Origin of the sequence: Streptomyces sp. NPDC059994 (genome assembly GCF_042737755.1) — a bacterium.
Lineage (GTDB): Bacteria > Actinomycetota > Actinomycetes > Streptomycetales > Streptomycetaceae > Streptomyces.
On record NZ_JBHWUR010000007.1, the window covers coordinates 13,076 to 37,336 of the forward strand.

The 24,261-nt window shown below is 70.5% G+C and carries 24 protein-coding genes and 3 pseudogenes; 14 read left to right on the forward strand and 13 right to left on the reverse strand.

Translation table 11 applies throughout. From position 1 onward, the window contains the following. Nucleotides 1-4: 4 nt before the first annotated feature. Nucleotides 5-442, reverse strand: coding sequence for a hypothetical protein (locus ACFWA7_RS06095; RefSeq protein ID WP_385821285.1), 438 nt, complete (start codon nucleotides 440-442; stop codon nucleotides 5-7). 122 nt (nucleotides 443-564) lie between these two features. After that, nucleotides 565-1,596 (reverse strand): medium chain dehydrogenase/reductase family protein, encoded by a 1,032-nt coding sequence (locus ACFWA7_RS06100; RefSeq protein ID WP_385821287.1) that lies wholly within the window; start codon nucleotides 1,594-1,596, stop codon nucleotides 565-567. Between the two features lie 142 nt (nucleotides 1,597-1,738). Here ACFWA7_RS06100 and ACFWA7_RS06105 point away from each other — a divergent pair, with 142 nt between their 5' ends. Next, entirely contained in the window at nucleotides 1,739-2,389 is a 651-nt protein-coding gene (locus ACFWA7_RS06105; protein WP_385542013.1) for a TetR/AcrR family transcriptional regulator, read from the forward strand. A gap of 91 nt (nucleotides 2,390-2,480) precedes the next feature. Here ACFWA7_RS06105 and ACFWA7_RS06110 read toward each other — a convergent pair. After that, nucleotides 2,481-2,761, reverse strand: a pseudogene (locus ACFWA7_RS06110) (saccharopine dehydrogenase); the annotation flags it as partial. An 87-nt stretch (nucleotides 2,762-2,848) separates the two neighbouring features. Here ACFWA7_RS06110 and ACFWA7_RS06115 point away from each other — a divergent pair. Beyond that, nucleotides 2,849-3,096 (forward strand): annotated as a pseudogene (locus tag ACFWA7_RS06115) (helix-turn-helix domain-containing protein); the annotation flags it as partial. Between the two features lie 30 nt (nucleotides 3,097-3,126). Here ACFWA7_RS06115 and ACFWA7_RS06120 read toward each other — a convergent pair. Further along, on the reverse strand, nucleotides 3,127-4,110 hold the full coding sequence (locus ACFWA7_RS06120) for a LuxR family transcriptional regulator (protein ID WP_385542015.1): 984 nt from the start codon (nucleotides 4,108-4,110) through the stop codon (nucleotides 3,127-3,129). 142 nt (nucleotides 4,111-4,252) lie between these two features. Here ACFWA7_RS06120 and ACFWA7_RS06125 point away from each other — a divergent pair, with 142 nt between their 5' ends. Continuing rightward, nucleotides 4,253-5,665, forward strand: a complete 1,413-nt coding sequence (locus ACFWA7_RS06125; RefSeq protein WP_385821289.1) for an aminopeptidase P family protein — start codon at nucleotides 4,253-4,255, stop codon at nucleotides 5,663-5,665. Nucleotides 5,666-5,769: 104 nt separating this feature from the next. Here the strand turns inward: ACFWA7_RS06125 and ACFWA7_RS06130 are convergent, their stop codons facing one another. From ACFWA7_RS06130 to ACFWA7_RS06145, 4 genes are all read right to left on the reverse strand, one after another. Next, on the reverse strand, nucleotides 5,770-6,231 hold the full coding sequence (locus tag ACFWA7_RS06130) for a lamin tail domain-containing protein (RefSeq protein WP_385542019.1): 462 nt from the start codon (nucleotides 6,229-6,231) through the stop codon (nucleotides 5,770-5,772). A gap of 542 nt (nucleotides 6,232-6,773) precedes the next feature. Continuing rightward, a complete protein-coding gene (gene thpR / locus ACFWA7_RS06135; RefSeq protein ID WP_385821292.1) occupies nucleotides 6,774-7,361 on the reverse strand; it encodes an RNA 2',3'-cyclic phosphodiesterase in 588 nt (195 codons plus the stop codon). A gap of 144 nt (nucleotides 7,362-7,505) precedes the next feature. Continuing rightward, nucleotides 7,506-8,360 carry a hypothetical protein gene (locus tag ACFWA7_RS06140; RefSeq protein ID WP_385821294.1) on the reverse strand — a complete coding sequence of 285 codons (855 nt, stop codon included), beginning with the start codon at nucleotides 8,358-8,360 and terminating at the stop codon, nucleotides 7,506-7,508. Nucleotides 8,361-8,541: 181 nt separating this feature from the next. Beyond that, nucleotides 8,542-9,390: an aldo/keto reductase gene (locus tag ACFWA7_RS06145; protein ID WP_385542024.1), complete on the reverse strand. Its 849-nt coding sequence runs from the start codon at nucleotides 9,388-9,390 to the stop codon at nucleotides 8,542-8,544. Nucleotides 9,391-9,961: 571 nt separating this feature from the next. On the opposite strand from ACFWA7_RS06145, the gene ACFWA7_RS06150 reads away from it, so the two are divergent. The 5 genes and pseudogenes from ACFWA7_RS06150 to ACFWA7_RS06170 all read left to right on the forward strand — a co-directional run bounded on the left by ACFWA7_RS06150 (nucleotide 9,962) and on the right by ACFWA7_RS06170 (nucleotide 13,474). After that, nucleotides 9,962-10,393, forward strand: a complete 432-nt coding sequence (locus tag ACFWA7_RS06150; protein ID WP_385542025.1) for a hypothetical protein — start codon at nucleotides 9,962-9,964, stop codon at nucleotides 10,391-10,393. Nucleotides 10,394-10,475: 82 nt separating this feature from the next. Then, nucleotides 10,476-10,640, forward strand: a pseudogene (locus ACFWA7_RS06155) (hypoxanthine oxidase); the annotation flags it as partial. A gap of 200 nt (nucleotides 10,641-10,840) precedes the next feature. Next, nucleotides 10,841-11,869 (forward strand): DMT family transporter, encoded by a 1,029-nt coding sequence (locus tag ACFWA7_RS06160; protein ID WP_385821296.1) that lies wholly within the window; start codon nucleotides 10,841-10,843, stop codon nucleotides 11,867-11,869. Between the two features lie 357 nt (nucleotides 11,870-12,226). Beyond that, on the forward strand, nucleotides 12,227-12,697 hold the full coding sequence (locus ACFWA7_RS06165; protein ID WP_385542029.1) for a universal stress protein: 471 nt from the start codon (nucleotides 12,227-12,229) through the stop codon (nucleotides 12,695-12,697). Between the two features lie 135 nt (nucleotides 12,698-12,832). Further along, nucleotides 12,833-13,474 (forward strand): endonuclease, encoded by a 642-nt coding sequence (locus ACFWA7_RS06170; RefSeq protein ID WP_385821298.1) that lies wholly within the window; start codon nucleotides 12,833-12,835, stop codon nucleotides 13,472-13,474. Nucleotides 13,475-13,531: 57 nt separating this feature from the next. Here ACFWA7_RS06170 and ACFWA7_RS06175 read toward each other — a convergent pair whose 3' ends face one another. After that, nucleotides 13,532-13,837 (reverse strand): winged helix-turn-helix transcriptional regulator, encoded by a 306-nt coding sequence (locus ACFWA7_RS06175; RefSeq protein ID WP_385821300.1) that lies wholly within the window; start codon nucleotides 13,835-13,837, stop codon nucleotides 13,532-13,534. 226 nt (nucleotides 13,838-14,063) lie between these two features. On the opposite strand from ACFWA7_RS06175, the gene ACFWA7_RS06180 reads away from it, so the two are divergent. Continuing rightward, a complete protein-coding gene (locus ACFWA7_RS06180) occupies nucleotides 14,064-14,582 on the forward strand; it encodes a carboxymuconolactone decarboxylase family protein (protein WP_385821302.1) in 519 nt (172 codons plus the stop codon). 63 nt (nucleotides 14,583-14,645) lie between these two features. Here ACFWA7_RS06180 and ACFWA7_RS06185 read toward each other — a convergent pair whose 3' ends face one another. Then, a complete protein-coding gene (locus ACFWA7_RS06185; RefSeq protein WP_385542035.1) occupies nucleotides 14,646-15,011 on the reverse strand; it encodes a DUF4440 domain-containing protein in 366 nt (121 codons plus the stop codon). Between the two features lie 594 nt (nucleotides 15,012-15,605). Between ACFWA7_RS06185 and ACFWA7_RS06190 the strand changes: the two genes are divergently transcribed. The 3 genes from ACFWA7_RS06190 (at nucleotide 15,606) to ACFWA7_RS06200 (ending at nucleotide 17,186) form a co-directional block, all read left to right on the forward strand. After that, on the forward strand, nucleotides 15,606-15,803 hold the full coding sequence (locus ACFWA7_RS06190) for a hypothetical protein (RefSeq protein WP_385821305.1): 198 nt from the start codon (nucleotides 15,606-15,608) through the stop codon (nucleotides 15,801-15,803). Then, nucleotides 15,800-16,162, forward strand: a complete 363-nt coding sequence (locus ACFWA7_RS06195) for a hypothetical protein (RefSeq protein ID WP_385821307.1) — start codon at nucleotides 15,800-15,802, stop codon at nucleotides 16,160-16,162. Before ACFWA7_RS06190 ends, ACFWA7_RS06195 begins: the two co-directional genes overlap by 4 nt. A 172-nt stretch (nucleotides 16,163-16,334) precedes the next feature. Beyond that, nucleotides 16,335-17,186 carry a hypothetical protein gene (locus ACFWA7_RS06200; RefSeq protein ID WP_385542039.1) on the forward strand — a complete coding sequence of 284 codons (852 nt, stop codon included), beginning with the start codon at nucleotides 16,335-16,337 and terminating at the stop codon, nucleotides 17,184-17,186. 401 nt (nucleotides 17,187-17,587) lie between these two features. On the opposite strand, the gene proP is transcribed toward ACFWA7_RS06200, so the two are convergent. Beyond that, nucleotides 17,588-19,114 carry a glycine betaine/L-proline transporter ProP gene (gene proP / locus ACFWA7_RS06205; protein WP_385821310.1) on the reverse strand — a complete coding sequence of 509 codons (1,527 nt, stop codon included), beginning with the start codon at nucleotides 19,112-19,114 and terminating at the stop codon, nucleotides 17,588-17,590. A 230-nt stretch (nucleotides 19,115-19,344) separates the two neighbouring features. Next, complete coding sequence (locus ACFWA7_RS06210; protein WP_385542042.1) at nucleotides 19,345-19,836, reverse strand: hypothetical protein; 492 nt, start codon at nucleotides 19,834-19,836, stop codon at nucleotides 19,345-19,347. A gap of 518 nt (nucleotides 19,837-20,354) precedes the next feature. Between ACFWA7_RS06210 and ACFWA7_RS06215 the strand changes: the two genes are divergently transcribed. Beyond that, nucleotides 20,355-22,529, forward strand: coding sequence for a hypothetical protein (locus ACFWA7_RS06215; protein WP_385821312.1), 2,175 nt, complete (start codon nucleotides 20,355-20,357; stop codon nucleotides 22,527-22,529). Nucleotides 22,530-23,073: 544 nt separating this feature from the next. Here ACFWA7_RS06215 and ACFWA7_RS06220 read toward each other — a convergent pair. Beyond that, entirely contained in the window at nucleotides 23,074-23,577 is a 504-nt protein-coding gene (locus tag ACFWA7_RS06220; protein ID WP_385821314.1) for a hypothetical protein, read from the reverse strand. A gap of 276 nt (nucleotides 23,578-23,853) precedes the next feature. Here ACFWA7_RS06220 and ACFWA7_RS06225 point away from each other — a divergent pair, with 276 nt between their 5' ends. Next, a complete protein-coding gene (locus ACFWA7_RS06225) occupies nucleotides 23,854-24,261 on the forward strand; it encodes a YciI family protein (RefSeq protein ID WP_385542047.1) in 408 nt (135 codons plus the stop codon).

Sequence of the window (24,261 nt, forward strand, 5' to 3'; positions counted from 1 at the left end):
AGCGTCAGCTCCCGGGACAGAGCTGCGCGTGTACCACCTCGTTGACCTCGGCCGCCTTGGCCAGGCCGAAGCCGTCCGGGTGCGCGGGCGAGGTGAACCGCTTGTTCGCGAGCTCCACCTGCTTGGCCTGGTCCTTCGGGTTGCTCGCGATGACGCTGCACTGGTTGCGTCCACGGTCGACCGCCTTGTCGGGCTTGCCGTGCACGATGTCGGGGTCGATCGAGGTCAAGGCGACGATGTACCTCGCCTGAGTGGCGGCATCAGGCCGTCGCGGGATGCCCAACTTGGCCAGACCGTCCGCGATTTGCTGGGATGCGGAGGCCTTCGGAATGGCGGCGGACTTCGATGCCTCGGGCGCTTGGGGCGCGGTGTCGTCGCTGCTGCACGCGGCCAGCCCTGCGGCTGCGACGACGGTGCATAACACGATGGCGGTACGGTTCACGGCTCTCCCAGTGTTGTCGCTGTGTGCACGGGAGTTGATCGCCGAACGGGCCCGATGGTTGTAGAAGCGGTACGGAGAGTGCCGGAGAGTGCTTGGTGCGGCCGGGGGAGCCGGGGAGCGGCTCAGGGCGTCAGGACGACCTTGCCCGTGGCGGTGCCGGACTCCGCCAGGCGCAGCGCCTCGGCGGCTTGGGCGAGCGGGAGTTGCGCGGCGATGCGGGCGCTGACGTCGCCCCGGGCGACGGCGGCGAACACCTCGGTGAGGTCGGCCCGCAGGCGGGCGCGGAACCGGTCCTTGCCGAGGGCGCGGCCGGCCCAGATGTTGTAGAAGTGGGCTCGGCGGCCGTTGGGCAGGGTGTTCCAGAGCCAGGTGCGGGCGAGGATCTTCAGTACGGGCCACTGCTTGGAGCCGGTGTCGTCGCGGGTGGAGGCGCTGCCGTAGGAGACGAGCGTGCCGCCGGGTGCGAGCAGGTGCCAGGAGTCGATCACGCTGCGCCCGCCGACGTGGTCGAAGACCGCGTCCACCCCGCCGGGCACCAGCTCCCGAACCCGGGAAGCCACGTTGCCCGCACGGTAGTCGACGGGGATCACGCCGACCTTTCGCAGGGCTTCGTGGTGCCGTGGAGACGCCGTGCCGATCACCTCGGCACCGGCCGCACGCGCCAGCTGGACCAGGACGGAGCCCACTCCGCCGCCCGCGCCGTGCACCAGGACGGTCTGCCCGGCGCGAACCCGCGCCCGGCGGTGCAGCATCTGCCAGGCCGTGATGCCGTTGACCACCACGGTTTCCGCCTCCGCCGCCGTGAGGCCGTCCGGGACGAGTACGGCGTCTTCGGCGTCGACGACGACGTGGCTGGCCCACCCGCCGACCTTCACCAGCGCGGCCACCCGCCGGCCGGCCAGTTCCGGGTCGACGCCCTCTCCGGTGGTCAGTACGCGGCCCACCAGGTCGTAGCCGGGCACGAACGGGAAGGGCGGCTGGTCGTAGTACCGCCCCCGGCGCATCTGCTGCTCGGCGAAGGAGACCCCGCTCGCCTCCATGGCGATCAGGATCTGGCCCCGGCCGGCCTCCGGTACGGCTCCGTGGCGGATCTTGAGGCCCTCCGGAGCCACGATGCCCGGCAGGACGACCTCGGTCAGGTGCTCGCTGGTCATGACGATCCCTCTCTGTAGACGCTCTGTGGAAGCTGTTGCGTTCGTTAGAAGTTATAACTGAAAGCTCCGGTGAGAGTCAAGAGGGAAAGTGATAGCCTCTAACTAGAGGTTGATGCTGTAGTCGTGAAGCCTGGAGGCGGACGTGGCAGAGTCGGACGCGAGGACCCCCCGGGAGCGCTACCGCGCTCAGGTGCGGGAGGAGATCAAGAAGCACGCCTGGGAGCAGATCGCCGATGCCGGGGCCTCCGCCCTGTCCCTCAACGCCATCGCCAAGCAGATCGGCGTGAGCGGGCCCGCGCTCTACCGGTACTTCGCCAACCGCGACCAGCTGATCACCGAGCTCATCCGGGACGCCTATCGCAGCCTCGCCGACACCTTCCTGGCCCGCGCCGCGGCCGGCGCCGACCTCGCGGAACTGGCGCACACCCTGCGCCGGTGGGCCCTGGACGACCCCCACCGGTACTTCCTCGTCTACGGCACCCCCGTGCCCGGATACCAGGCCCCCGAAGACACCACCCGGATCGCCTCCGAGATCATGGCCGTCCTCCTCGATGCCTGCGCCGCCGGCACACCGCAAGGCTCCCCGGCGGCTCCCCTCGACGACCACCTCGCCGAGCACCGGCCCTGGGCGCGCGAGCACCAGGCACCGCCGTCGGCGCTCAGCCGCGCCCTCCTCTTCTGGACCCGCCTCCACGGCGTACTGTCCCTCGAACTCGCGGGCCACTTCAGGGGTATGGGATTCGACCCCGCAGAGCTCTACACCGCCGAAACGCGGGCCCTCGCCACCTCTTGACGGTCAGGTTCGTCGGTGTTCCGCCGGCCGCCGCACCGCGTCCGGGCTCTGTCCTTCGCTCGCCCAGTCACTCGTTCAGTCGCTCGCCCAGTCACTCGCCCAGGTCGAAGGAGATGTGCGGGGACAGGGCACGGAGGAAGTCGGCCGCGTCGAAGAGCGCGCCGGCGGAGGCGACACCGACCGTCCTCGTCCGCCCGGCGAGGATGCGGTGCACCGCATCCACCGCGAGCGGCGCGCTGACGGCGTGGATGTCCCGGCCCCTCGCACGGCGCGCCGCTCGCGACCGCCGGAGCGCACGACGACGTCGACGGGGAAGGTCTGCGCCGACCGGGCCCGCTCATCGACGGCCGCCAACGCCGGGGAGTCCGGGGCGAGCGCCTGGAGCCCGACCATGGACTGGAGCGGCTGCGCGAGGCCGCCACCGTGACCGTCCCCGGCTGGGCCGACGTCGATGTGGAAATGAGCTCGCCCAACCTGGGCCGCCGCTTCCACGCGGCGACCGGCACGACTCCGCTGCAGTGGCTGCTGACCCAGCGGATCCACCGCGCCAGGAGCTGCTGGAGAAGACCGACGACAGCGTCACCTCCATCGCGACGGCGACCGGCATGGGCACCGCCACGACGCTGCGGCGGCACTTCAACCGCACGGTGGACGTGCCTCCCGACGCCTGCCGCCGTACCTTCCGCTTGCGTACGGGCTCCAGCTGAGCCGTGCCGGGGCGTTCAGGCAGGACGGTGTCACAGCCACCCGTGGCGCTGTGCCTGAAGCGCGAGCTGGAAGCGGTTCGCGGCCCCCAGTTGGGCCATCAGGATCTGCAGGCGGCGGAACAGTGTGCGGCGGCTGAGTCCCAACTCGCGGGCGATGACGTCGTCGCTCGCGCCACCCGCGAGGAGCCACAGCAGACGGCGGTCGGCGGGTGGCACGCCGCCGGGGCGGGTGGTGCTGCCGTGGAACGGCAGGGCGTTCTGCCAGGACTGCTCGAACAGAGCGATGAGCGCGGAGAGCAGGCCGCAGGGCTGTACGACCAGCATGGTGTTGTGCACGTCGGCCTCTTTGATCGACAACGACACGAGCGCGTACGCCTCGTCGATGATCACGAGCTTGACCGGCACCGACGGCAGCACCCTGGCCTGTTCGCCGGCGTTGACGCACGGTTCGATGGCCTCCTTCAGGTGGCCCGGGTACTCCAGTGACTCGCGCGAGTACACGACGCGCTGCGTCACCCCGCGGGCGAGCGTGGCCAGCGCGTCGTCCGTGGAGCCGGGCAGGGTGAGGTAGGGAGGCGACTCAAGTTGCCGGATCTGCTCGCGGGCGCTCGCCCAGGCCTGACGGATCCGGGGGCCGACGGCGTCGCCGGTGACGACCTCGACGAGGTTGTCGTTGTACGCGGCGAGCCGCTGGCGCCGGAACGACTCGAACGCGCCCCCGACGGCGATGCGCGACTCCTCGACCTCGGCCGCCCGGTGCCGGGCCAGGATCTCCAGACCGGCGGCCGGCGGAACCGGGGCCACCACGTCCCCACCCTCCTCGGCGGCACTGGCCAGACCTGCGTCGACCAGCGCGCCGTACGCCGCGGCGAGCTCCGCACCCTCCAGACCAGCCGCGGCCGCGATCGCGCTCAGCGGCGCGGGGGCCAGCTCCAGCAGCGCCAGATAGACCCGGCCCGCCGTGTGATCGATGCCCAGAAGCCGCAGGGCCTCGCCGAGTTTCGCGTTCGTCATACGCCGCATTATCAACGGCACCCGCCGGGGCTGTGGCCGATTCGTGCCAGTGGCACTCTTCGGCACCGAGTGTGCGCGGCGCGGAGTACCGTCCGCCGAGGAAACGCACCCAGCAGCCCCATTTCAGAGGAAGGTGTACGCCGTGGCGAAAGGCCGGAAGAACGGTCTCTACTCAGGGATCTCCGAGGAACTGTCCGCGCTGATGCGGACGGGGTGGGCGGACACCGAGCGGCACGATCTGCGGCCCGACGAGCAGGCCCCGTACGCTGCCGCCCGCCGCGCCGCGCTCTCCGCGCGCTTCCCGGGCGAACGCCTCGTGATCCCCTCGGGAAACCTCAAGACCCGCTCCAACGACGACAGTTACCCCTTCCGGTCGTACACGGGCTACGTCCACATGACCGGAGACCAGGCCCGGGACGGCGCGCTCGTCCTCGAACCCCGAGCGGACGGCGGCCACGACGCCTACTGCTACCAGCTGCCGCGGGACAGCAGGGACAACAACGAGTTCTGGACCGGGGCCACGGCGGAGCTGTGGATGGGCCGGCGCCGCTCCCTCGTCGAGTCCGAGGTCGTGCTCGGACTGCCCTGCCGCGACGTCCGCACGGCGGCCGACGACCTCGCCGCCGCCTCCGGTGCGCCGACCCGGATCGTCCGAGGAGTCGACCCGTCCCTTGAGGCCGCCCTCGCCACCGAGGAGGAGCGCGACGCCGAACTGGAGGAGGCGCTCAGCGACCTCCGCCTGGTCAAGGACGAGTGGGAGATAGCCGAGCTCCGCAAGGCCGTGGACTCCACCGTGCGCGGCTTCACCGACGTGATCGGTGAGCTCTCCCGGGCGATCGCGTCGTCCGAGCGGTGGATCGAGGGCACGTTCTTCCGCCGCGCACGCCTGGAGGGCAACGCCGTCGGCTACGGCACGATCTGCGCGGCGGGCGAGCACGCCACGATCATGCACTGGACGGACAACGACGGCCCGGTCCGCCCCGGGGACCTCCTCCTGCTCGACGCCGGTGTGGAGACGCACACCCTCTACACCGCCGACGTCACACGCACGCTCCCCATCAGCGGCACCTTCACGCCGCTGCAGCGCAAGGTCTACGACGCGGTGTACGAGGCCCAGGAAGCCGGTATGGCCGCCGTCAAGCCTGGCGCTGCCTACCGAGACTTCCACGAGGCGTCCCAGCGCCATCTGGCGGCCCGCCTCGTGGAGTGGGGCTTCATCGAAGGCCCGGCGGAGCGCGCCTACGAGCTCGGTCTCCAGCGCCGCTTCACCATGGCGGGCACCGGTCACATGCTCGGTCTGGACGTCCACGACTGCGCACACGCCCGGAACGAGGAGTACGTCGACGGCGTCCTTGAGTCGGGCATGGTGCTCACCGTCGAGCCCGGCCTGTACTTCCAGCCGGACGACCTCACCGTGCCCGAGGAATGGCGCGGCATCGGTGTCCGTATCGAGGACGACCTGGTCGTCACCGCCTACGGCCACGAGAACCTGTCGGCGGGCCTGCCGCGCTCGGCGGACGAGGTCGAGGAGTGGATGGCCCGCCTCGCGGGCTGAGCCTCCGGCTCTGGAGAGCCGCAGGCCGGAGGCCGGCACCCCTGGTTCAGGGGTGCCGGCCTCCTCGTCTCCGGCACTGTGGCGGCGGCGCCGGCCTGTGGTGGTCAGCGGCGGCCCCAGGACTTGGCGGCGACGACGTGCCGGTGGTTGTCGCGCAGGGTCGCGGTGTCGCCGGAGTTGTTCCACACGTAGGTGCGGAGGTCCTGGTAAACATCGCGGCCGGTGTCGCGACCGATGCCGGTGTGGACCCTCACGGACTGGTGTCCGGCCAGGCGCAGGCTGTGGAACGTATAGGTGTGACGGGATCGGTCGGTCAGGGTCCACCCCTTCAGGTTCACCGTGCCGCGGCCGGTGTTGGTGACGGTGACCCATTCGGCGTTGAGGGAGCGCTGCGAGTGGTCGTCGCGTCCGGGGCTGTCGTACTGGATCGCCCCCAGCACGATCGGCGAACGCGGCACCGGCTTGGCGGCGGCCGTGGCGGCGTTGACGGGGACGACTGCGGCGCCGGCGAGGCCGGCGGTGGCCAGAGCGAGCGCGAGGACGCGGGCGGTGGAACGAGAAGACATGTGGGCCCCCAGTTCACGGCACCTGCGACGAGCGCGGGGGTGCCGGGATGTGCGGATGTACTGCGTGCGTGTACTGCGTGCATGTACTGCGTGTACGGCGCCGATTCGGCCGGACACCACACTCTGACCCCTGAATCCGGCCACTCGGGCAGGGAAGTTCAATGCTTGACCAGACTTAGAATGTGACACACCGTCAACCCATAGCGCGCACGCGCCCCGGCGTGAACCAAGCCCCTGCGCGCCCCTGGAGGTCACGGGCCGCCGTGCTGCGATGGACTTCCTTGGGGGAAAGGCCCAGCTCAGAGCGGTTGCCTGCGTACGGTGTCGATGATCCAGGGCCGGTCGGAGGAAGTCGGAATGGGGGATGGCGTGGCGCTCGTAGTGTCCGAGCCGGGGAAGCGTCGGGAAGGCTCGGCGGGGTTCGGCGGGGTTCGGCGGGGTGCGGTCGGGAAAGGGCGGGAGCTGGTCCGGCTTGAAAGCGTCCTGGTGGGGTGCGGGCCCCGACCCCTGACCTGCTGAACCCGGGCCTTCTCAACCGTGCTTCAGGAAGGCTCCGCGCCGAAACGCCACGCTTCGATGTCGCGGTAGTGGATCGGTCCCGGTCCGCGGCCGACGTTGCTGGCGACCAAGTGCAGGCGTTCGGCCCGCCATGGCCGGCCGGTGAAGGCGGCGAGTTCGGCGGCGGCCTCCACCACGCTGGAGGAGTCGTCGCGGCGTGACCGGGCCAGCGTCAGATGGGGGCGCAGGGGCCGGTCCTCGAAGGCGAGACCGCACGCTCTGATCACATCGCGGACCTCGTTGGTGAGCAGGTGCAACCCTTCGAGGTTCCCCTCGATCCCGCTCCACAGCACCCGCTCGTCGAAGTGCCCGCCGCCGCGCAATGCCAGTCGCAGGGGTTGGTTCACTGCCGCGAGGTCGGCGAGGGGCGGCTGGAGGAGCGGGACGGCTGCCCCCGGGAGCTCGCCGAGGAACGCCAGGGTGATGTGCCAGTCCTCGATGCGGTTCCACCGCAGACGGGGGTACGCGGAGTAGGCGTGCCGCAGTTCTCGCGCCAGCTCCGCCTTCGCGTCGTCGGGCGGCGCGAGCGCTATGAACACGCGGACGGTCGAGGGCTGAATCTGTTCGTTCACGAAGGACTTCGTACACCATCGGCTGCGGGAACGGGGAGCAGGCTCCGCCGGTGCCGGGGCCCCCGGCTGCGGCGGATCGCCGCGGCAGGTCGCGGACCGGCTGCGGTCGGCAGCCGGTCGGGCAGGCCGGTGAGCTGCTTCCGGTCAGCTGTTCTGGTAGTTCTCGAAGTGCGCGTGCGTCAGCCGGTACTCGCGCTCGGGCTGTGCCACGCCGATGGTCCACGGACGGCCTTCGGCATCCAGGACGACGCAGTTCTGGCCGTAACGCGCCGCGCCCATGGCGTAGAGGTCGATCGTGGTGTCGCACATCTTCAGGAGGGTCTCCCAGTACTCCAGCGGCGAGTACCGCCGTACGTTCGAGAAGTAGACGGCCGCCTGCTCCTTCTGCGAGGCCAGGTACTCGCCGAAGTGCCGCAGCGCGCTGTCGCCCCGGTCGCTGAAGTAGCAGGCCCGCCCGCGCGGTGTCACGAACCGCTGCCCAGGGGCCATCCGCGCGCCGATCTCCTGCGCCGTGGGGCCCTGGGGGACCCTCTGCTGCTGCGGCCGCGCGACCGGCACCTGCCGTACCGGCTGGGGCGGCGGCGCGCTCTCCTCCTCGTCGGAGTCCTCCCAGCGGCTCCGCCCCGGCGTCTTCTCCTCGGCCTCGACCTCGTCGGAGGAGGTGGAGGTGGAGGTCGACGCCGCGGTCTGCTGCGCGAGGTTCCGCCGGATGCCGGCGGCGATCAGCTCGCGCACGATCTCGCGCACGGCGGCGATGACGGGCGCGCCGCTGACCGCCCCGCCCAGGACCATCTGACCCCGCTGACGGAGCCCGAACAGGAGACCGGCGTCAAGGTACTCCGGCCCGCCCGCCCCGATCGACACCCACAGGGGTTTCGGAAGCGCGAAGTTCGCCCCGTGGATGACCGCTCCCATCAGGCTCCCCGAAGGGAGCAGGTAGGACGTCGTGAGAGCGATTCCCGAGAGGTCTACGTACGTGTCGTTCGGCGCCTCTGCCATATCCCCCACCAGAGCTCGACCGGGCCGTCGGATGTGGTGGAGTGTATCCGTCATGTCATGATCTCGGCAGGTACACGAGGAAACCGGAGCCGGCTTCCGGCGCCTGCGGCGAATCGACCCGCCCGCAGCCCCGCGACCCGTGCAGGCAGGCGCCGCTCGGGCCCCACGACCGCAGGGCGGATCAGCTGTCCAGGGTGCTGTTGCCGAGCCGGCTGACCATGACGGGGTCGCGGTGGTCGAAGAAGAGCGACTCTCCGGTGTCCAGGGCAGCGATGGCCGTCATCTGGTCGTCGGTGAGCTCGAAGTCGAAGACGTCGAGGTTCTCCGCCATGCGCTCGGCGCGGACCGACTTGGGAATCACCACGACGTTCCGCTGGATGAGCCAGCGGAGTACGACCTGTGCCACCGACCTGCCGTGCGCGGTGGCGATCCGGACGAGTACCGGATGGGTGAACAGGTTGTTGCGGCCCTCCGCGAAGGGACCCCAGGACTCGATCTGGACCCCGCGCCCGCGCATCAGGTCCTGATCGGTGACGCGCTGGTGGAAGGGGTGGGTCTCGACCTGGTTGACCGCCGGTGTGACCTCGTTGTGGTCGATGAGGTCCACGAGGCGGTCGGAGTGGAAGTTGGAGACGCCGATGGCCCGGATGAGACCTTCGCGGTGCAGGCTCTCCATGGCTCGCCAGGAGCCGTACACGTCGCCGTAGGGCTGGTGGATCAGATACAGGTCGAGGTGGTCCAGGCCGAGCTTGCGCAGTGAGGCGTCGAAAGCACGCCTGGCCTTGTCCTCGCCGGCGTCGGAGACCCACACCTTGGTCGTGACGAACAGGTCCTGACGCGGGATGCCGCTGCTCTTGATCGCACGGCCGACGGCCTCCTCGTTGCGGTAGGCGGCCGCGGTGTCGAGGGAGCGGTAGCCGGCGGCGAGGGCGTCGCTGACGGCCTGTTCGGTCTGCTCGGCCGGGATCTGATAGACGCCGAAGCCGAGGGTCGGCATCTCGACGCCGTTGTTCAGGGTGACGGTCTGCATGCGGGATCCTTACGGGCAGGGGCGTCCGGAGCCGTGCTTCGTGGGGCGGGTGTCAGCGCTCGGGCATCTGCCGGGCGCCTTCCGGGTGGTTTTCCGGCGGCCGGAGGCAGGCCGGCCGCTGAGCTTGTCGATCTGCTCAAGGCCACTCGGCCTGACGTGCTGCATCCTTCGTCACCTCTCATCGTTCGTCACCCCGACCGGCGGTCGCGGCCTCGGCTGCTACAGCGGTACCCGCCAGGCGGCATCGCCTCTCGGCCAGTGCTCCATGTGGGCATCCCGCGATGGTGTCCAGCCTGCCCCCTCACACCGGTGACAGACCGTGCGTGTCGCGGGCCAGACAGATGGCTTCCGGCCCCTGGCCCTGGCCAGGGGAGAACGTCGGCCCCGCCTGCGGCTGCCACCACGAGCGGGCTTCGAAGCAACAACGGCGCGCGCAGACAGTGGGAGTCACGCTGTCCTGGGCCGCCCGGTGGCTGTCCCAAGTCGTCCCACCCTGTCCCAACCCGTTGTCGGCCAGGCAGCGCGCTTCCTAGTCTCCTGGGACGACTTCAACGGCACGAGGAGGAATTCCATGCGCAGATCACGCACGGCTCCCGGCGCACGCCGGGGCAAGGTCCGCATCGGTGCGGCCGGCGCGATCGCCGCCGCCGCACTCGCCACCACGTTCCTGGCGGCGCCCAGCGCGAGCGCGGCCGGCGCCAACTGGAGCGGCTGGTCGGGGAGCTGCTTCGGCTGGACGACCTGGGACGCCAACCATGTCACCGGCCATACCTGGGACCATTCGTACGACACGTGCAAGGTCACCATCTATCAGTGGGACAGCGCCCGCCCGAACCAGGGTTCTTCCAACTCCGGCTACGTGGCGGCCCCCGAGCAAGGAGCCAACACGGCCACCTACTGGCACGGCTTCGCCTCCTCGGGCGGACGGCTTGAGGACAACGTCTGCGTCGAGGACGTCTCCACGGGCGCCGGCCCGGCGTGCAGCGGCTGGGTCTACAACTAGCCGCCGCGACCGCTGAAAATCTCCGGGGGGCTGCCGGGTTCCGGCCCGGCCCCCCGGAGCTTGCGTCCGTGGCCGGAGAGCCGCCCGGGCGCTGGGCGCCACGCTCTTCGAGAGCGTACGGCTCGACGAGCGCGGCGAGGTGACCACGGCGTCCTTCCGGCGCCATCGCCTCCCGCGGTACGCCGACGTGCCGCGTACCGAGGTCCACTTCATGGAGGCGACCGACACGATCGGCCCGCTCGGAGCCGACTGGGTGGGCGGTCAGCACTGGGGTGCGGCGTGCGCAGCCTGCTACGGGCCGGCGCTCCGGATGTCTCGTCATCCGGCCCGCCCTGTCCGGCGATGAGCTGATCAGCTAAAAAGGGACCGGCCCGGATGCCGCTCCGCAGGTGCTTCCGGGCCGTTTCGTTTCCCGTCGGCAATGCCCAGCTCAGAGGTCGTACGCACATGCCCGCAGCCGCAGCCCCCTGGCTGTTCCTCGCCGTCTTCTCCGGCACCCTGATATCCCTCCAGGCCCGCATCACCGGCGAGCTCGCCGCCAGGCTCGGCGGCGACGGCTTCACGGCCGCGGTGATCTCGTTCGGCTCGGGGTTGGCGGTGCTGGCCCTCGGGCTGCTCGTGCTGCGAAAGCCGCGCCGTGGGATCGGTCTGGTGCTGGCGGACGTAGGCAGCGGGCGGCTCAAGTGGTGGCAGGTGCTCGGTGGCTTCGGAGGTGCGGCCTTTCTGCTCGCGCAGGGGCTGACCGTCGGGGCGCTCGGGGTCGCACTGTTCACCGTGGCGATCGTGGCGGGCCAGGTCACCGGGGGACTGCTCTTCGACCGGATGGGGCTCGGGCCGGCCGGACCGCAGCGGCCGACGCGGCGCCGGGTCGTCGGCGCGGTGCTCGTGCTCGCGGCCGTGGGTCTGTCGATGGCGGACAAGCTGGGCGGGGGATTCCCGTATCCGATGCTGTTGCTCCCGCTGGTGGCGGGCGTGTGCGTGAGTTGGCAGCAGGCGGTCAACGGGCATGTGAGGAACGCCTCCGGGTCCGCTTACACGGGGACGCTCTTCAATTTCGTCGCCGGTACCGGCGCGCTGAGCGTGATCTTCCTGGTGCATGCCGTGGCGACGGGGCTGCCTGCTCGTCTGCCGACCGGGCCGTACCTCTATCTCGGGGGGCTGGTCGGTATCTCCTTCATCACCATCGCGGTCGCCACGGTGCAGAAGCTCGGCGTCCTGGTGCTCGGACTGTGCACGATCAGCGGTCAGTTGGCCGGTTCCCTCGCCTTGGACCTGCTGCTGCCGCGCGGTGATACGCGGATCACGGCGGCCACCGTCGCGGGCGTCGTGCTCGCCCTGGCGGCCATCGCGCTCGCGGCGCTCTCGGGTACGCGGGCGGCCCGGGCCGTCTCGTCGAGCGGTGCGACACGGCCCGCCGCGCCGGAGCGCGTGAAGGGCTGGAGCGCGTACGAAAAGGGCCTCGGCCGCCACCCGTAACCCGGCCAGTGAGTCCGCCGCGCCCGGCTTTGAAGCCTCTGAAGCCAACGCCCGGACACCCTCGATAACGGGGGGTGTGCTCCGGGTGAGGCGGTGTGGCGGCCCCCGCCCGCCCGGTCCGGTGCGTCGCCGGTGGTCACGCCGCAGGGTGTGTAGCACCCTGGAGGAGGAGAAGTCGCGCGAGCAGAAAGCAACACAAAGCGCCCCGGTTTTCCCCTTTCCCCTGAGGTCGGGCCCCGCTCATGGCCGGACCGTCAGGGCGCGCCGGGACGGGTGAAGACGGAGGCCTTCGAGAAGGACGGCCGGCGGCTGCGTGAAGACGGCCTTGGGCGGCGGCCAGGGAGAAGGGAAGCGGCCATGGATACCAATATCGGCAATCCCCGTGTCGTGGTGGGTGTCGACGGCTCCGAGGCGTCTCATGAGGCGCTGCGCTGGGCGGTGCGGCACGCCCGGCTCATCCGGGCGACGGTGGACGCCGTGGCGGCCTACGACGTGCCCGGGGCGGCCGGGTGGTCCGCTCCGGCGGTGGACGCGGACCTCGATGAGGAACAGGCGAGAAAGGATCTTGCCGATGAAATTCACGCCGTGCTCGTACAGGCCGAAGACGTGGCACTGACCAGCCACGTAGTGCGGGGCAACCCGGCAGAGGTGCTGATCGGCGCATCGGGCGACGCGGCGCTGCTGGTGGTGGGCAACCGCGGCAGGGGAGGGTTCGCCCGTCTCCTGCTCGGCTCGGTCAGCCTGCAGTGCGCCCAGCATGCGTCGTGCCCGGTGGTCATCATCCGCCAGGGCACTGTCGACGATGCTGGTGTCGCACCCAAGGCGTGAGGGCGCGGGCGCGCCGCGTGACCGGATGCGGCTCCGCCGTGCGCCTGTCGTGGCGTTTACGCGCGGGTCCGGAGTCATCCCGCAACCCGAGTCTGCGTGACCTGCCCGTTCTCGACTGCGGCCCCGAGGAGCACCATGGCACGGCGAGTCACGGCGAAGCACCTGTTGGAGGAGTACGGGAGGACCCACGCCGAGGAGGCGGGCATCCGGCTGCGGAACACGCCGGCACCGCTGTACCAGCTGCTGACCCTCTGCGTACTGTTCTCGGTGCGCATCAAGGCCGACATCGCGGTGGCCGCGGCGCGCGAGCTGTTCGCGGCCGGGATGCGTACACCCCGGGCGATGGCCGCGTCGTCGTGGCAGGCGCGGGTGGACGCACTCGGCCGTGCGCACTATCGCCGTTACGACGAGAGCACGGCCACCGCGCTGGGAGCCGGAGCCGAGCTCGTTCTCGACCGGTATGGCGGGGACCTGCGGCGGCTGCGCGAGGAGGCCGGCGGCGACCCGGACCGGGTGAGCGAGTTGTTGCAGGAGGTCCCTCGGATCGGCCCGGTGGGAGCCGGCATCTTCTGCCGGGAGGCGCAGGGCGTGTGGCCCGAGCTGCGCCCCGCGTTCGACAGCCGGGCCCGCCACGCTGCGGGCGAGCTCGGGCTCCCGAAGACACCTGAGGGGCTGGCGCGTCTCGTCGCGGCCGAGGACCTGCCGAAGCTGGCGGCCGCCCTGGTACGAGTCGAGCTCTCCAGCGGGGCCGCCGATGCCCTGCGGGAGACGGGCTGAGAGCGGCAACGTCCGCCGGGCACCCTGGGTCGGTCTTCAGCGGGCCGGGCGATCGCTTTACGGCTCCGCTTTCAAGCCGTCGGGAGGTGTCCGGTCGAGTTCGGCGGCCCAGCGCTCGGACCAGCGGTGCAGGCCGCGAAGTTCGTGGCAGGCGTCCTTGCCGAGAGGGGTCAGGCGGTAACCGCCTTCGAGGTCGCGCTCGACGAGGCGGGTTTCCTGGAGTTCGGCGAGGCGTTGCTGAAGCACGCTGGACGACATGCCGTCGCACCGCTGTTGCAGCGGCCGGAATCCAAGAGCCTCGTCGCGAAGTTCCCACAGGATGCGCAAGGTCCAGCGTCGGCCGAACAGGTCGAGGGCCGCCATGAGGGGGCGCCCGGTGGAGGACCCGCGGACGGGACGCCGGGGTACTGGTGTGGCGGTCATCGAGCATGCCCTTCTCTTCTGCTCTCTTCTGCCCGGGATGGTGCTTCGGTTTCAGAGACAGTACCTTCCCTCCAGGCGCTTCTAAAAGAGAAGCATTCCAGAGGGAGGCTCCATGACTTCCCGGATCTCACCTGTGACTGCCCCGTACTCCGCTGACGTTGCGTCAGTGCTGCGCGGCATGATGCCCACCGGGGAGGAGCCGATCGCCCTCTTCCGGACCTACGCGCGCAATCCGCGACTGACGGAGGCGCTCCACGCCTGGGGCGCCTACCAGCTCAGCCGCCGACTCAGTCTCGGCCTGCGCGACCGGGAGATCGTCATCGACCGCACCTGCGCGCTGTGCGGGTGCGAGTACGAGTGGGGCGTGCACGTTCAACGCTTCGCACCCCGCGCAGAGTTGAACGCGGCGCAGATCCGTTCGCTCACGCACGGAACCCGCACGGACCCATGCTGGGAAACCGAACGCGACCGGCTGCTCATCGAGGCGGCCGACGCGCTGCACGCCCACCACGACATCGACGACGCGCTATGGGACCGACTGGCCACCGAGTTCAGCCCCGAGCAACTCCTGGACCTCCTGATGCTGTGCGGCTGGTACCACGCCATCAGCTACACCGCCCGCGCCACCCGGCTCCCCCTGGAGCCCGGCACACCGCGGTTCTCCGACTTCTCGGGAGGTGTCTGACCCGCAGGGCGACGCGTACAACGCCAACGGCACCTACCTCACCCTGTGGACTTGCGCCTGGGATCAGCCGACCGGAGTGCCCTGGTGGAAGTACATGCGCCAGCCCTCTTCCGTCAGGCGCCACAAGGAGCTCCGCCATGCCCGGCGGCCTTGGTGGTGGGCGAAGTACGTCAGGTGCACGATGCCCGGGGCAAGGACGACGCCGGCCATCTCGTCGACGTTGACCGGAGACTCCGGGGACACCGTGCCGTCACCCGTCACCGTGAGGATCGACGCCACGTCCCACCGGCGTCCAGATGCCCCGATCTCGGTGAACTCCGGATCAAGAAGCTCCAGGACACGGTCCGGGGAAGCACGCACCTCAGGATCGAGGAGCCGCAGCTCCCTCTCCATTGCCACCTGTACGGCCTGCTCGGTCTCATCCGCCATGCAGGAACCCTACGGACACCGCATCCCAGGTCACAGTGAATTGTTCACGTGCGGCGGCCGAGGAGTGGGTCTCCGTCCGTGCCCCGAAGCGTGGCTCGAATTTCATGGCGGTGTCCGGCCCGGTATGGCTATGGCCATAGGATCTGCAGGCTCGGCCCGGGGCCGGGGCCGGGCCATGAGGTTTGAGGTCTGGCGCCCTGGTGATCGCGGCCCTTCCGGCGCTTCCGCTGATGTGGCTGCTGGCCAGGTCGCTCGGTGAGCGGGCCACCCCGCGCGGGCTCGAACGGCGGGGCACTGGGCCGGGGTCCAGGCCTGGCTGCACGCACACGAGGACTTCGCCCGGCTGCCACCGGCGGCCGTCACCGTCTTGGATCGCTGTCTCGGATACGGCACCGCGCTCGGCGTCACCAGCCGGGCCGGGAGACTGCTGGGCTTCGACGTGGGCGACAGGCGCCGGGTCTGGTCCTCGTACGATGGCACCTGGCGCCTGGCACCTGGCGCCCGGTACGGATCCGCTGTCCACGGCTGCGCCCCGGCTTCGGAGCCACCACGGGCCGGCTGCTGCAGTTGGCGTGCGCGGCGGGTGTGGTGGCCGTGGCCCTGTACCTCTTCGCGGTACTGCGTCAGCCCGACTGGGCGGTGACCACGGGCCCGGTCGCGGACCACTCGCTGCGCCGCCCCGGGCTGCTGCTGAGCGCCGGCTGGGTGGGCATCGCACTGCTCGGCGTGCTGGTGGCGGGCCGCTTCGGCCGCTGGACGCTGTTCTTGGCGTTCCTCGCGTTCTCGCGTTGACGCCCGGCAACTTCGGCAGCGCCCACGGCTGGCTGGGCCACGCCATGGACGGCTCCGGGCCGCTGGTGGGGGAGATGGTCGTGATCGTCTGCTTCGGCGCGCCGGCCGCGTACTACGCGACCCTCGCCGTCCTGGAGCGGCGTGCTCCGCACACGGTCACGGGTGAGGTGCTGCGCATGGAGCCGCGCAGGCGTGAGAGTGCGCCGCGCTTCTTGGCGCTGGATACGGGCGAGACGGACCGCACCATCGCCTGGGCCCTGCTGCCCGAGGCACCGGCCGTCGTGCCGGGCAGTGTGGTGCGCCTCGCGGTGTCACCGGCGACGCGGGCGGTGCGCTCGGCGGAAGTGGTCGCCGGCTGACCGAGGGGTCGCCTCGACTCCGGGGTGGAATGAACCCGGAGCGGTGGTAGCCGGGGGCGTGTAACGGGTATCGGCGCGCCGGTGACGTGCGCCCCGAGTACGCCAAGTGGTACCTCACGATCCCGTCGATCCCGGCGCCGCCCTTGGTGACGGGCTGTCAACATCTATGGCCATGGCGCCACTTGAGAGACAGTCCGCGTTCACTCCCGACACCTGCGGCAGCGGCATCGGAGGCATCGACTGGAGCGCGATAGCCTCCGCGGGGGCGATGAGTGCCTTCTGCGGAATCATGGCCGGCTTCGTCCTCGCCGGCATCATCGTGGTCATCGGGGAGAAGAACCCGCCCGGCGGTGACGGTCACGCCTCGCGCGGGCTGAGGCTTCTGCTGCCCTGCTTCATCGGCCTTGCCACCGCGTCCTACCTGTACGCCCTCACCTCCGGGGAGTTGGTCTGCAGCCGGGCCATCACTGAACAGCTGTTCGCCGGGGCCATCCTCGCCGGAGACGCCGTCGTCGTGATCGTCGCGCTCGCCTGGCTGCTGCCCGCGTACGGCCGCGACAACAACGACATGATCAGTTTCTTCCGCGGGCTGATCCAGTTCGCGGCGCAGTTCTCCACGCTGATGCTCATCGTTTCCGCGTCCGGATTCAACAACTCCGTCCTCCACCACCGCGCCGCCGGATGGACCGAGGCCATGGTGTGGGGCAGTGGTGGCCTTCTGTCAGCGGCGGTCTTCTTCTTCTGGTGGAAGCCGCTGCCTGCCGCGCCCTCTCCACGGCCCCGGCATCAGACGGAGACCCTGTGGCGGGACGACGTCCTCCTCAACCGCCGGGTCCGCATCGCGTCCTGGGCCGCTCTGTACATCGGCGGCGCCCTGGCGGTCGCGAGCGGAGTCGCCGTCGGCATCGCGTACGACCACTGGACCTCGCTGTCCCCATGGCTGGTGGACACCCTCGGCGAGGCCGGACTCCTGCTTCCCGGAGGCGTGATCGTCGCCGCGGTCTGGGCCGTCCCGCGGAGCTGAGAACCAAGCGGCGCCGGACGGACCAGGAGCCCCGGAGGGCTCAGGCCCGGCGTGGGGGGGGGGGTACCCCTCTGCGCTTCGTCGCGCTGGGGAGCTGAAGGGGTTGTGACAGATGAGGGTGTTGTTCTTTCCCGATGAAGACGCAGTAGACCTCTCGGGCAGCGCGACGGAACTCCTCGGCCTGGCCCTCGCCCTCAGCACGGGACGACGGCGGTCACCAGCACATCGAGTACTACCCCGGGCACTACTACCTTGCCGCTGGATCACTGGCCACGGTGGTGAACAGCCCTCGTGGGGGCATGCCGATTCGTTGAACGCCTGATGGCAGAGGCCGGCCTGCGTTCGTAGAGACGTGCTGTCGCGAAGAGGACGCCACCCCGCGAGGGTGGACAGGGCAGTGGTCAGTCGCGGCGGTCCTCGGGAGGGTGGTGGGCCCACGGGTGGCGCAGCCGGATCCAGATGTCCCGCGCCTGCCGCCCGGCCGCGGCCCGGCTGTGGGCGACGAGGCGTTCCGCCTCGTCAGGTGTCTCGACCATCGGGCCGGACCCGCGCAGCGGCTTGCCCGCCGTCTCGTGCAGGAACAGTGTGGACACGAGACCGATGAACCCGGCCACCATCAGGTAGTACGCCGGGACCAGGTCGTTCCCCGTCACCTCCACGAGCGCGGAGGTGAACAGCGGCGTCGTACCGCCGAACAACGAAACCGAGATGTTGAAGGCGATGGACAGCGCGCCGTAACGCAGCCGGGTGGGGAACAGCGCCGGCAAGGTGGAGGCGGCCGTGCCCGCGAAGCAGACCAGCAGCAGGCCCAGGACCGCACAGCCCACGGCCGGAAGCAGGATGCCGCCCTCCCGGATGAGCAGGAACGCCGGTACGGCCAGCACCATGAGGGCGACACTGCCCGCGAGGAAGACCGGTCTGCGGCCCCAGCGGTCCGAGGTGTGGCCCACGGTCGTGATGGTGAGGACCACGAGCAGCATGGTGGCCAGCACCAGCAACTGCGCGGTGGTGTCGTCCTCGCCGAGGGTGACGGTCATGTACGTCGGAAGGTAGGACGTCACCATGTAGTTGGTGACGTTGTACAGGAGGACGAGGCCCATACAGATGAGCACCGCGTGCCAGTGCTGGGTGAAGATCTCCTTGAGGGTCCCCCTGGCCGTCGGAGGGGCTTCCTCGGTCATGGGCTCGCCGGTCCCGCTGGTGCCCCTCTCCGCCGCGGCGTAGGCGGCCTCCTTCTTGAAGGCCGGGGTCTCCTCCAGCTTCAGCCGCATGTACAGACCGATGAGGCCGAGCGGCCCGGCGACGAAGAAGGGGATGCGCCACCCCCAGTCCTCCAGTCCCTGCGCGCCGAGAGTGACGGTGAGGATCGTGACCAGGCCGGATCCCAGGGCGTAGCCGACGAAGGTGCCGAAGTCGAGCCAGCTGCCGAGGAATCCGCGTCGCCGGTCGGGCGCGTACTCGGCGATGTACGTGGTGGCTCCCGCGTACTCGCCGCCGGTCGAGAAGCCCTGGACGAGCCGGCAGACGAGGAGCAGCAGCGGCGCGGCGAAGCCGACCGCGGCGTAGGTGGGGAGGAACCCGACCGCGAAGGTGCTCGCCGCCATCATGATCATCGTTGCGGCGAGCACCTTCTGCCGGCCGATCCGGTCGCCGAGCGGGCCGAACACCAGCCCGCCGAGCGGTCGGACCAGGAAGGCCGCGGCGAAGGTCGCGAAGGTGGAGACGACCTGGACGCCCGGGGAGCTCGCAGGGAAGAAGACCTTGCCCAGGGTCCCGGCCAGATAGGCGTACACACCGAAGTCGAACCACTCCATGGTGTTGCCGAGCGCGGCCGCCGTCACCGCGCGGCGCACCTGCGGCTGATCGGCGACCGTCACGTCCGCGCTGCTCAGGGACCGCTTGCGGCGGCGGAGCACTGTACGGAGCATGCGGTCGGTGCGCGCGTGCCCACGGCGTGGCCCGGCCGGACGACGAGTAGGTCCTGGCATGGGAGGGCCTCTCTGCCGGGGCGCGCCGCAACGCCGGTGGCCCCTCATTCTTGAGCCCGCACCGCATTCGGGCACGTCGGCGGGTCCCTCCGGGTGACGTTTGCGCAGCAGGGGGGGCGTCCCAGGGAGGCGGGCGGTCGCCCGGACAGCGGCGATCGCCCGGACCGGGTCTAGAGGAGCGGCTCGTTGTCGGGGTGGCCGTTGCCGATCTGGACGCGCGGAGCGTAGCCGCCCGCGCCGTCGCCCTCGTGGAACCAGAGGTTGCCGTCCACCTCCTCCTGGTCCCGGTCCCGCTCATCGCGGGTGCGCTCGGAGTTCAGCCTGAGATGGCCGGCGTCTTCGGCATGGACGCGCACGTTCTGGACGAGCGTCGAGTTCAGTGGCACGTCCGGGGTGGTCAGCTGGAGGTTGCTCTCGGCGACCTGTTCCGGCGTCTTGGCCTTGATCACAGCCGCGGTGGGGTTCTCCGGGTCGGACGTGGTGCCGACCAGCTGGGCTGCCTTGACGGCGGTGACGATACCGGCACCGTGCGGCGCGTAGCCGACGCCCACATACGCGGTGGTGTCATTGCCGGCCGACGCGGCCGCTGCCACCGTGGGCTGGTCGAAGACGTTGGTCTCGGTGACGGGACAGGCGAAGACTCCGGGCGCACCCGCGTACACCGTGCAGCCGTCCCCGCCCGCGGTGGCCGTCAGCCCGGCGGGCAGGCCGCCGCCGCTCCACGACGCGTCGGTGAGCGGCTCCTTTGCTGAACGCGTAGACCACCGTGCCGTTCGGCACCCCGCCCGCGCCGCCGGCCGGGCCCCAGCTGTAGCCAGGGCTCAAGGTGAGGTCCCGCACCGTGGGGAAGAAACCCTCGTCCGCGGCGGCGGGCTGGGCGGTGGTCAGGGCGCCGGCGGCCAGGGCGGCCACGGCCGCGCCGATCGCTGCGGCACGGGCTCTGGTTTGACGCATGGGACGCCCTCCCCAGGGCGAAGGATTGCGGCAGGTGCGCCGCTGCGGCGCCCGGTGATCCCCCCCTGGCGCGGAGCCGACCCTACCGGCACGGTGTGACAGGGCGACGGCAGGTTCCCGCGTCCGGCGGCCGGGCCCGGGAGATCGAGGTATGGACGCGGTCCATTGCGCGCGGCGTTCGAAAACCCGAGTGCGTCGGTTCGTACGGCTCTGGGATCATTCCCGGATGGTCCACCCTTTCGAGCCCCTGGTCATCCGGCACACCCACCGCCTTCCCGCCCCCTGTGGAACCGCAGGGCAAGGCGACGTCGCGGCGCGGCAGTTCGACGCCGCGCTGATGTCGGTGGGTTTCAAGCTCTCGGCAGATCTGCTGGGGCACCTGTCGGCGCTGTCCGAGGGGACGGTCGTCGACACCGCCGTACGGACGCTGGACACGGTCCGGGAGATGGTCGGCGACCACGTCCAGCACAACGCCTACTTCATCGACTTCCCGGCCAACGTGCCGGACACCCTCGACTTCTGGACGCGGTGCATCACCGAGGCGCTCGCCGACGACGCGTCGCGCGAGGGCACGCTCGCCCAGTTGCGCACGGGCGTGCTCGACCTGCTGACCCTCCCGTCCTACGGCACCTATCAGCACACGTACGCGCAGATGCTCGCCGCGCATGACGAGCTGATCGCCGCGGCGGGTGACCGCCTGACCGTCCTGCACCTGGGCGGTACCCCGAACGACGAGGTCACCGCCTTGTACCTGGCCCTGGCCGGGAGCACCACGCCGTTGGGCGACGAAGGGCTGCTCGACCTGGCCGTGCTCGCCGGGCACTGTGCGGACGGGCCGCAGCCCGAGACGATCCCGGTCCGGGAGAACCGTGCCGTGGTCAACCACGCCCGGCTCGACACCGGTGCGGACCTGCTCCTTGACACCGTCACCGATGTGCTCCGGCTGGCCTGCGCGCTGTCGGACGGTGACGTGACCCTTCTGGAGCCGACCCGGTTCCGGTCGCCGGCCCGCCCGGTGCGGCGCGCCCTGCTCGCCGGCCTCGACGCGGTCGTCGCGGCGTCCCCGGCCAAGCTCGCCGACGTGGCCGCTCACCGCGAGGCGTTCAAGCGCCTGGGCGAGCGGTTGCACGCGCACGAGTACGCGGCGCGCTGGCCGCACGCCGCCGACGTGTTCGCCGTAGCCCGGGGTGAGAAGGAAGCCCGGTCCTTCGACAGCCGCGCGGCGGAGCTGCTCGACGCGCACGACGTCACCGGGGCGACGCGGCTGCTGGAGTCCGCTCCGGGCAAGCTGTTCCGCTCGCTGGACCATCTGCTGCGCTCGTGCGACACCCAGGACGAGCGCGACGTGGTGGTGGCCGCCGCCGAGCGGGTCGTCCCGCAGGTGTCCGGCCGGGTCCTGCTGTCGGTGCGCGAGCACCTGCACAACCGCGCGCAGGAGCACGGCGAGCGCCGTGTCTTCGTCAACGGCCGCGGGCGGGCCTGGGTCGCGGAAGACACCCGGCCGCCCGTGCCCGCGGGCGAGTGTGAGCGCCTGATCACCGCCCTGGACGCCGAGATACGCCGCCGTCTGCCCGACCCCGGCCACCTGCTGATCGACCCCGACGTCCTCGATGTCGCGCTCCCGCTCAGCGGCAAGGCGACGGCGGCCGGTCTCGGCGTGCTGCCCCGCGGCTCGCTCTCCCCGGTCGACGGTCAGCTGCTGCGGTTCTTCGTCCACTGGAAGCAGGCGAGCCGCAGCACCGACTTCGACCTGTCGGCGCTGATGCTGAACGCCTCGTACAAGACCGTGTCCTGGCTGTCGTACACCGCGCTCACCGAGATGGAGGGCGAGCACTCCGGCGACATCACCGACGCGCCCGACGGCGCCTCGGAGTTCATCAATCTGCGTCTGGGCGCCGTGCGCGGCACCTTCATCGTCCCGCAGGTCAACATCTTCTCGGGGGAGGGGTTCGAGGAGGTCGAGGAGTCGTTCTTCGGCTTCATGCTGCGCGAGGCCGAGCAGCAGGGCCGCCCCTTCGAACCGCGTACGGTCCGGATGAAGTCGGAGTTGCGCGGCCCGGGCCGCGTCGCGCTGCCGCTGGCGTTCATACGTGGGGACGACGGCCGCTGGCGCGCCAAGTGGCTGCACCTGTACCTCAAGGGCAACCCGAACTCCAACCGGGTCGAGGGCAACCGGGTCTCGGTGGCCATGCTGCTGCGCGGCATCGTCGAGCGCGACCACCTCACGGTCCGCTACCTCACCGATCTGATGGCCGACCGGGCGACAGCCACCACACCGTGGGACGGTGTGTCGGTCCCGGACGGCCCCGTCACCTACATCGGCCTGGAACGCCCGGAGGGGCTGCACCCCGGCTCCCGCATCCTCACGCCGGAAAATCTGCGCGACCTGATCCCCGGCTGACTGCTACTGTTGGCCGGGCGAGGCCATGAACGGACTTCCTTCTCCATCCTACTGAAATTAGTCCCTTCGCTTTCCTCGCCTTCGACTTCGCGCCGGGGTGTCAATGACACCCCGGCGTCGTCGTGTCCGGGCTCGCTCCCAGCCTCGGGTTGGTAGGCGGTGTACCGCCGGAGTCGACCTCCCCACGGCGCTGCCGCGCGCGGTCTACCGGAAGCTCAATTGTGCGTTGGACGACCGCCCGCAACGTGCTTTGTAGCTTCGATGACGACCGCGACGCCCGGGTCGGGACTGACCCCCCGGCAGGCAGGGCGTGGCACGGAAGTCGAAACAGGAGGAACCAAGTGCCTTTGCGTGGAGCGGTGTTGTCGGTTGTGACGGCACTGGCCGTCGCTGCCCCTGTGACGCCGGCGGTGGCGGCTGGTACGGCGAGCAACTCGTCGTCCGGTCAGGCGAGAGTACAGGCCCTGAAGTGTCAGAGGTGACCGTCTCCGCCGCGCCCGGATCGTCACCCCAACTGTTATTCCTGCGGCGCCTCCTCCCGTGACTACTGCCAGAAATCAGTACCATCACGTCCGCTCGGGTCCATGGTCATGAGGTCTTCATGCAGACCTGAGAGGGCTCGGCCGGTCGGGGAGCCGTCCTCGCCCGTCTCCATGACAACCCAGCCGACATCGATGCCCGGCACGTTCACATCGCTGCCGGCGCCGAGCTCGTCGAGCGTCGCGAAAACCGCCTCGTAGGCGACGGCTCGGGCCAGGCGAACGAGGTCCTGGCTGTCCGCCCCAGCGGCAAGGAGTCGCTGCGCAGCCGGAAGCTGATCGAACGCGCCTGCATCGGCCCAACCGTCGATCGGACCGCGCCACAGGCTGCGCAGCAGCATGAACCGTGCGAGGTGCGGAAGATCTTCGCGGATCTCCGACTTGGCCCATTCCTCGGCATCGGCCGCGCCGAGTGCTTCGAACTGGGCACGCAGCGACTCTGCGGCCGCGCTTCGGCGCGAGTCCAGGCTGTTCAGCCAGGCCTGCCACCCGGATGGGGAATCACTCACCGCGCCAGCATGCCTCACGGGCGACCTCAGGGCACGATCCGCCAGGCGCAACCGGCTGCCGCCGGAGTGGCCCATGATCCCGGCGCTCCATTGGCTCAGGGCGGGGAGATGGTGGCGCTCCAGGGTCCAAGAGGCGCGTTGAAGGTGAAAGGCTTGAACCCCATGCACAGACTGCTTCACAAAAGTTCGGGCGGCGATGTCGAGAACCCGTGGCTGGCTCCGTCCCCGTAGTGAACGCGGCCAGAATGGGTCGCACCAGTACCGAGGAGAACCACCATGGCCAAGTACTTGCTTCTCAAGCACTACCGCGGCGCTCCCGCTCCCGCCAACGACGTGCCCATGGAGCAGTGGACGCCGGAGGAGATCTCGGCGCACGTGCAGTACATGCAGGACTTCGCGGCCCGGCTTGAGGGGACCGGCGAGTTCGTCGACGGGCAGGCGCTCGCACCCGAGGGGACATGGGTCCGGTACGACGGTGAGGGGCGCCCGCCGGTCACCGACGGCCCGTTCGCCGAGACCAAGGATCTCATCGCCGGCTGGATGGTGATCGACGTCGACAGCTATGACCGCGCCGTCGAGCTGGCCGGGGAACTGTCGGCCGCCCCCGGGGCGGGCGGGAAGCCGATCCACGAGTGGCTGGAGCTGCGCCCGTTCTACGGCGTGTCGCCCACCATCACGGAGTGA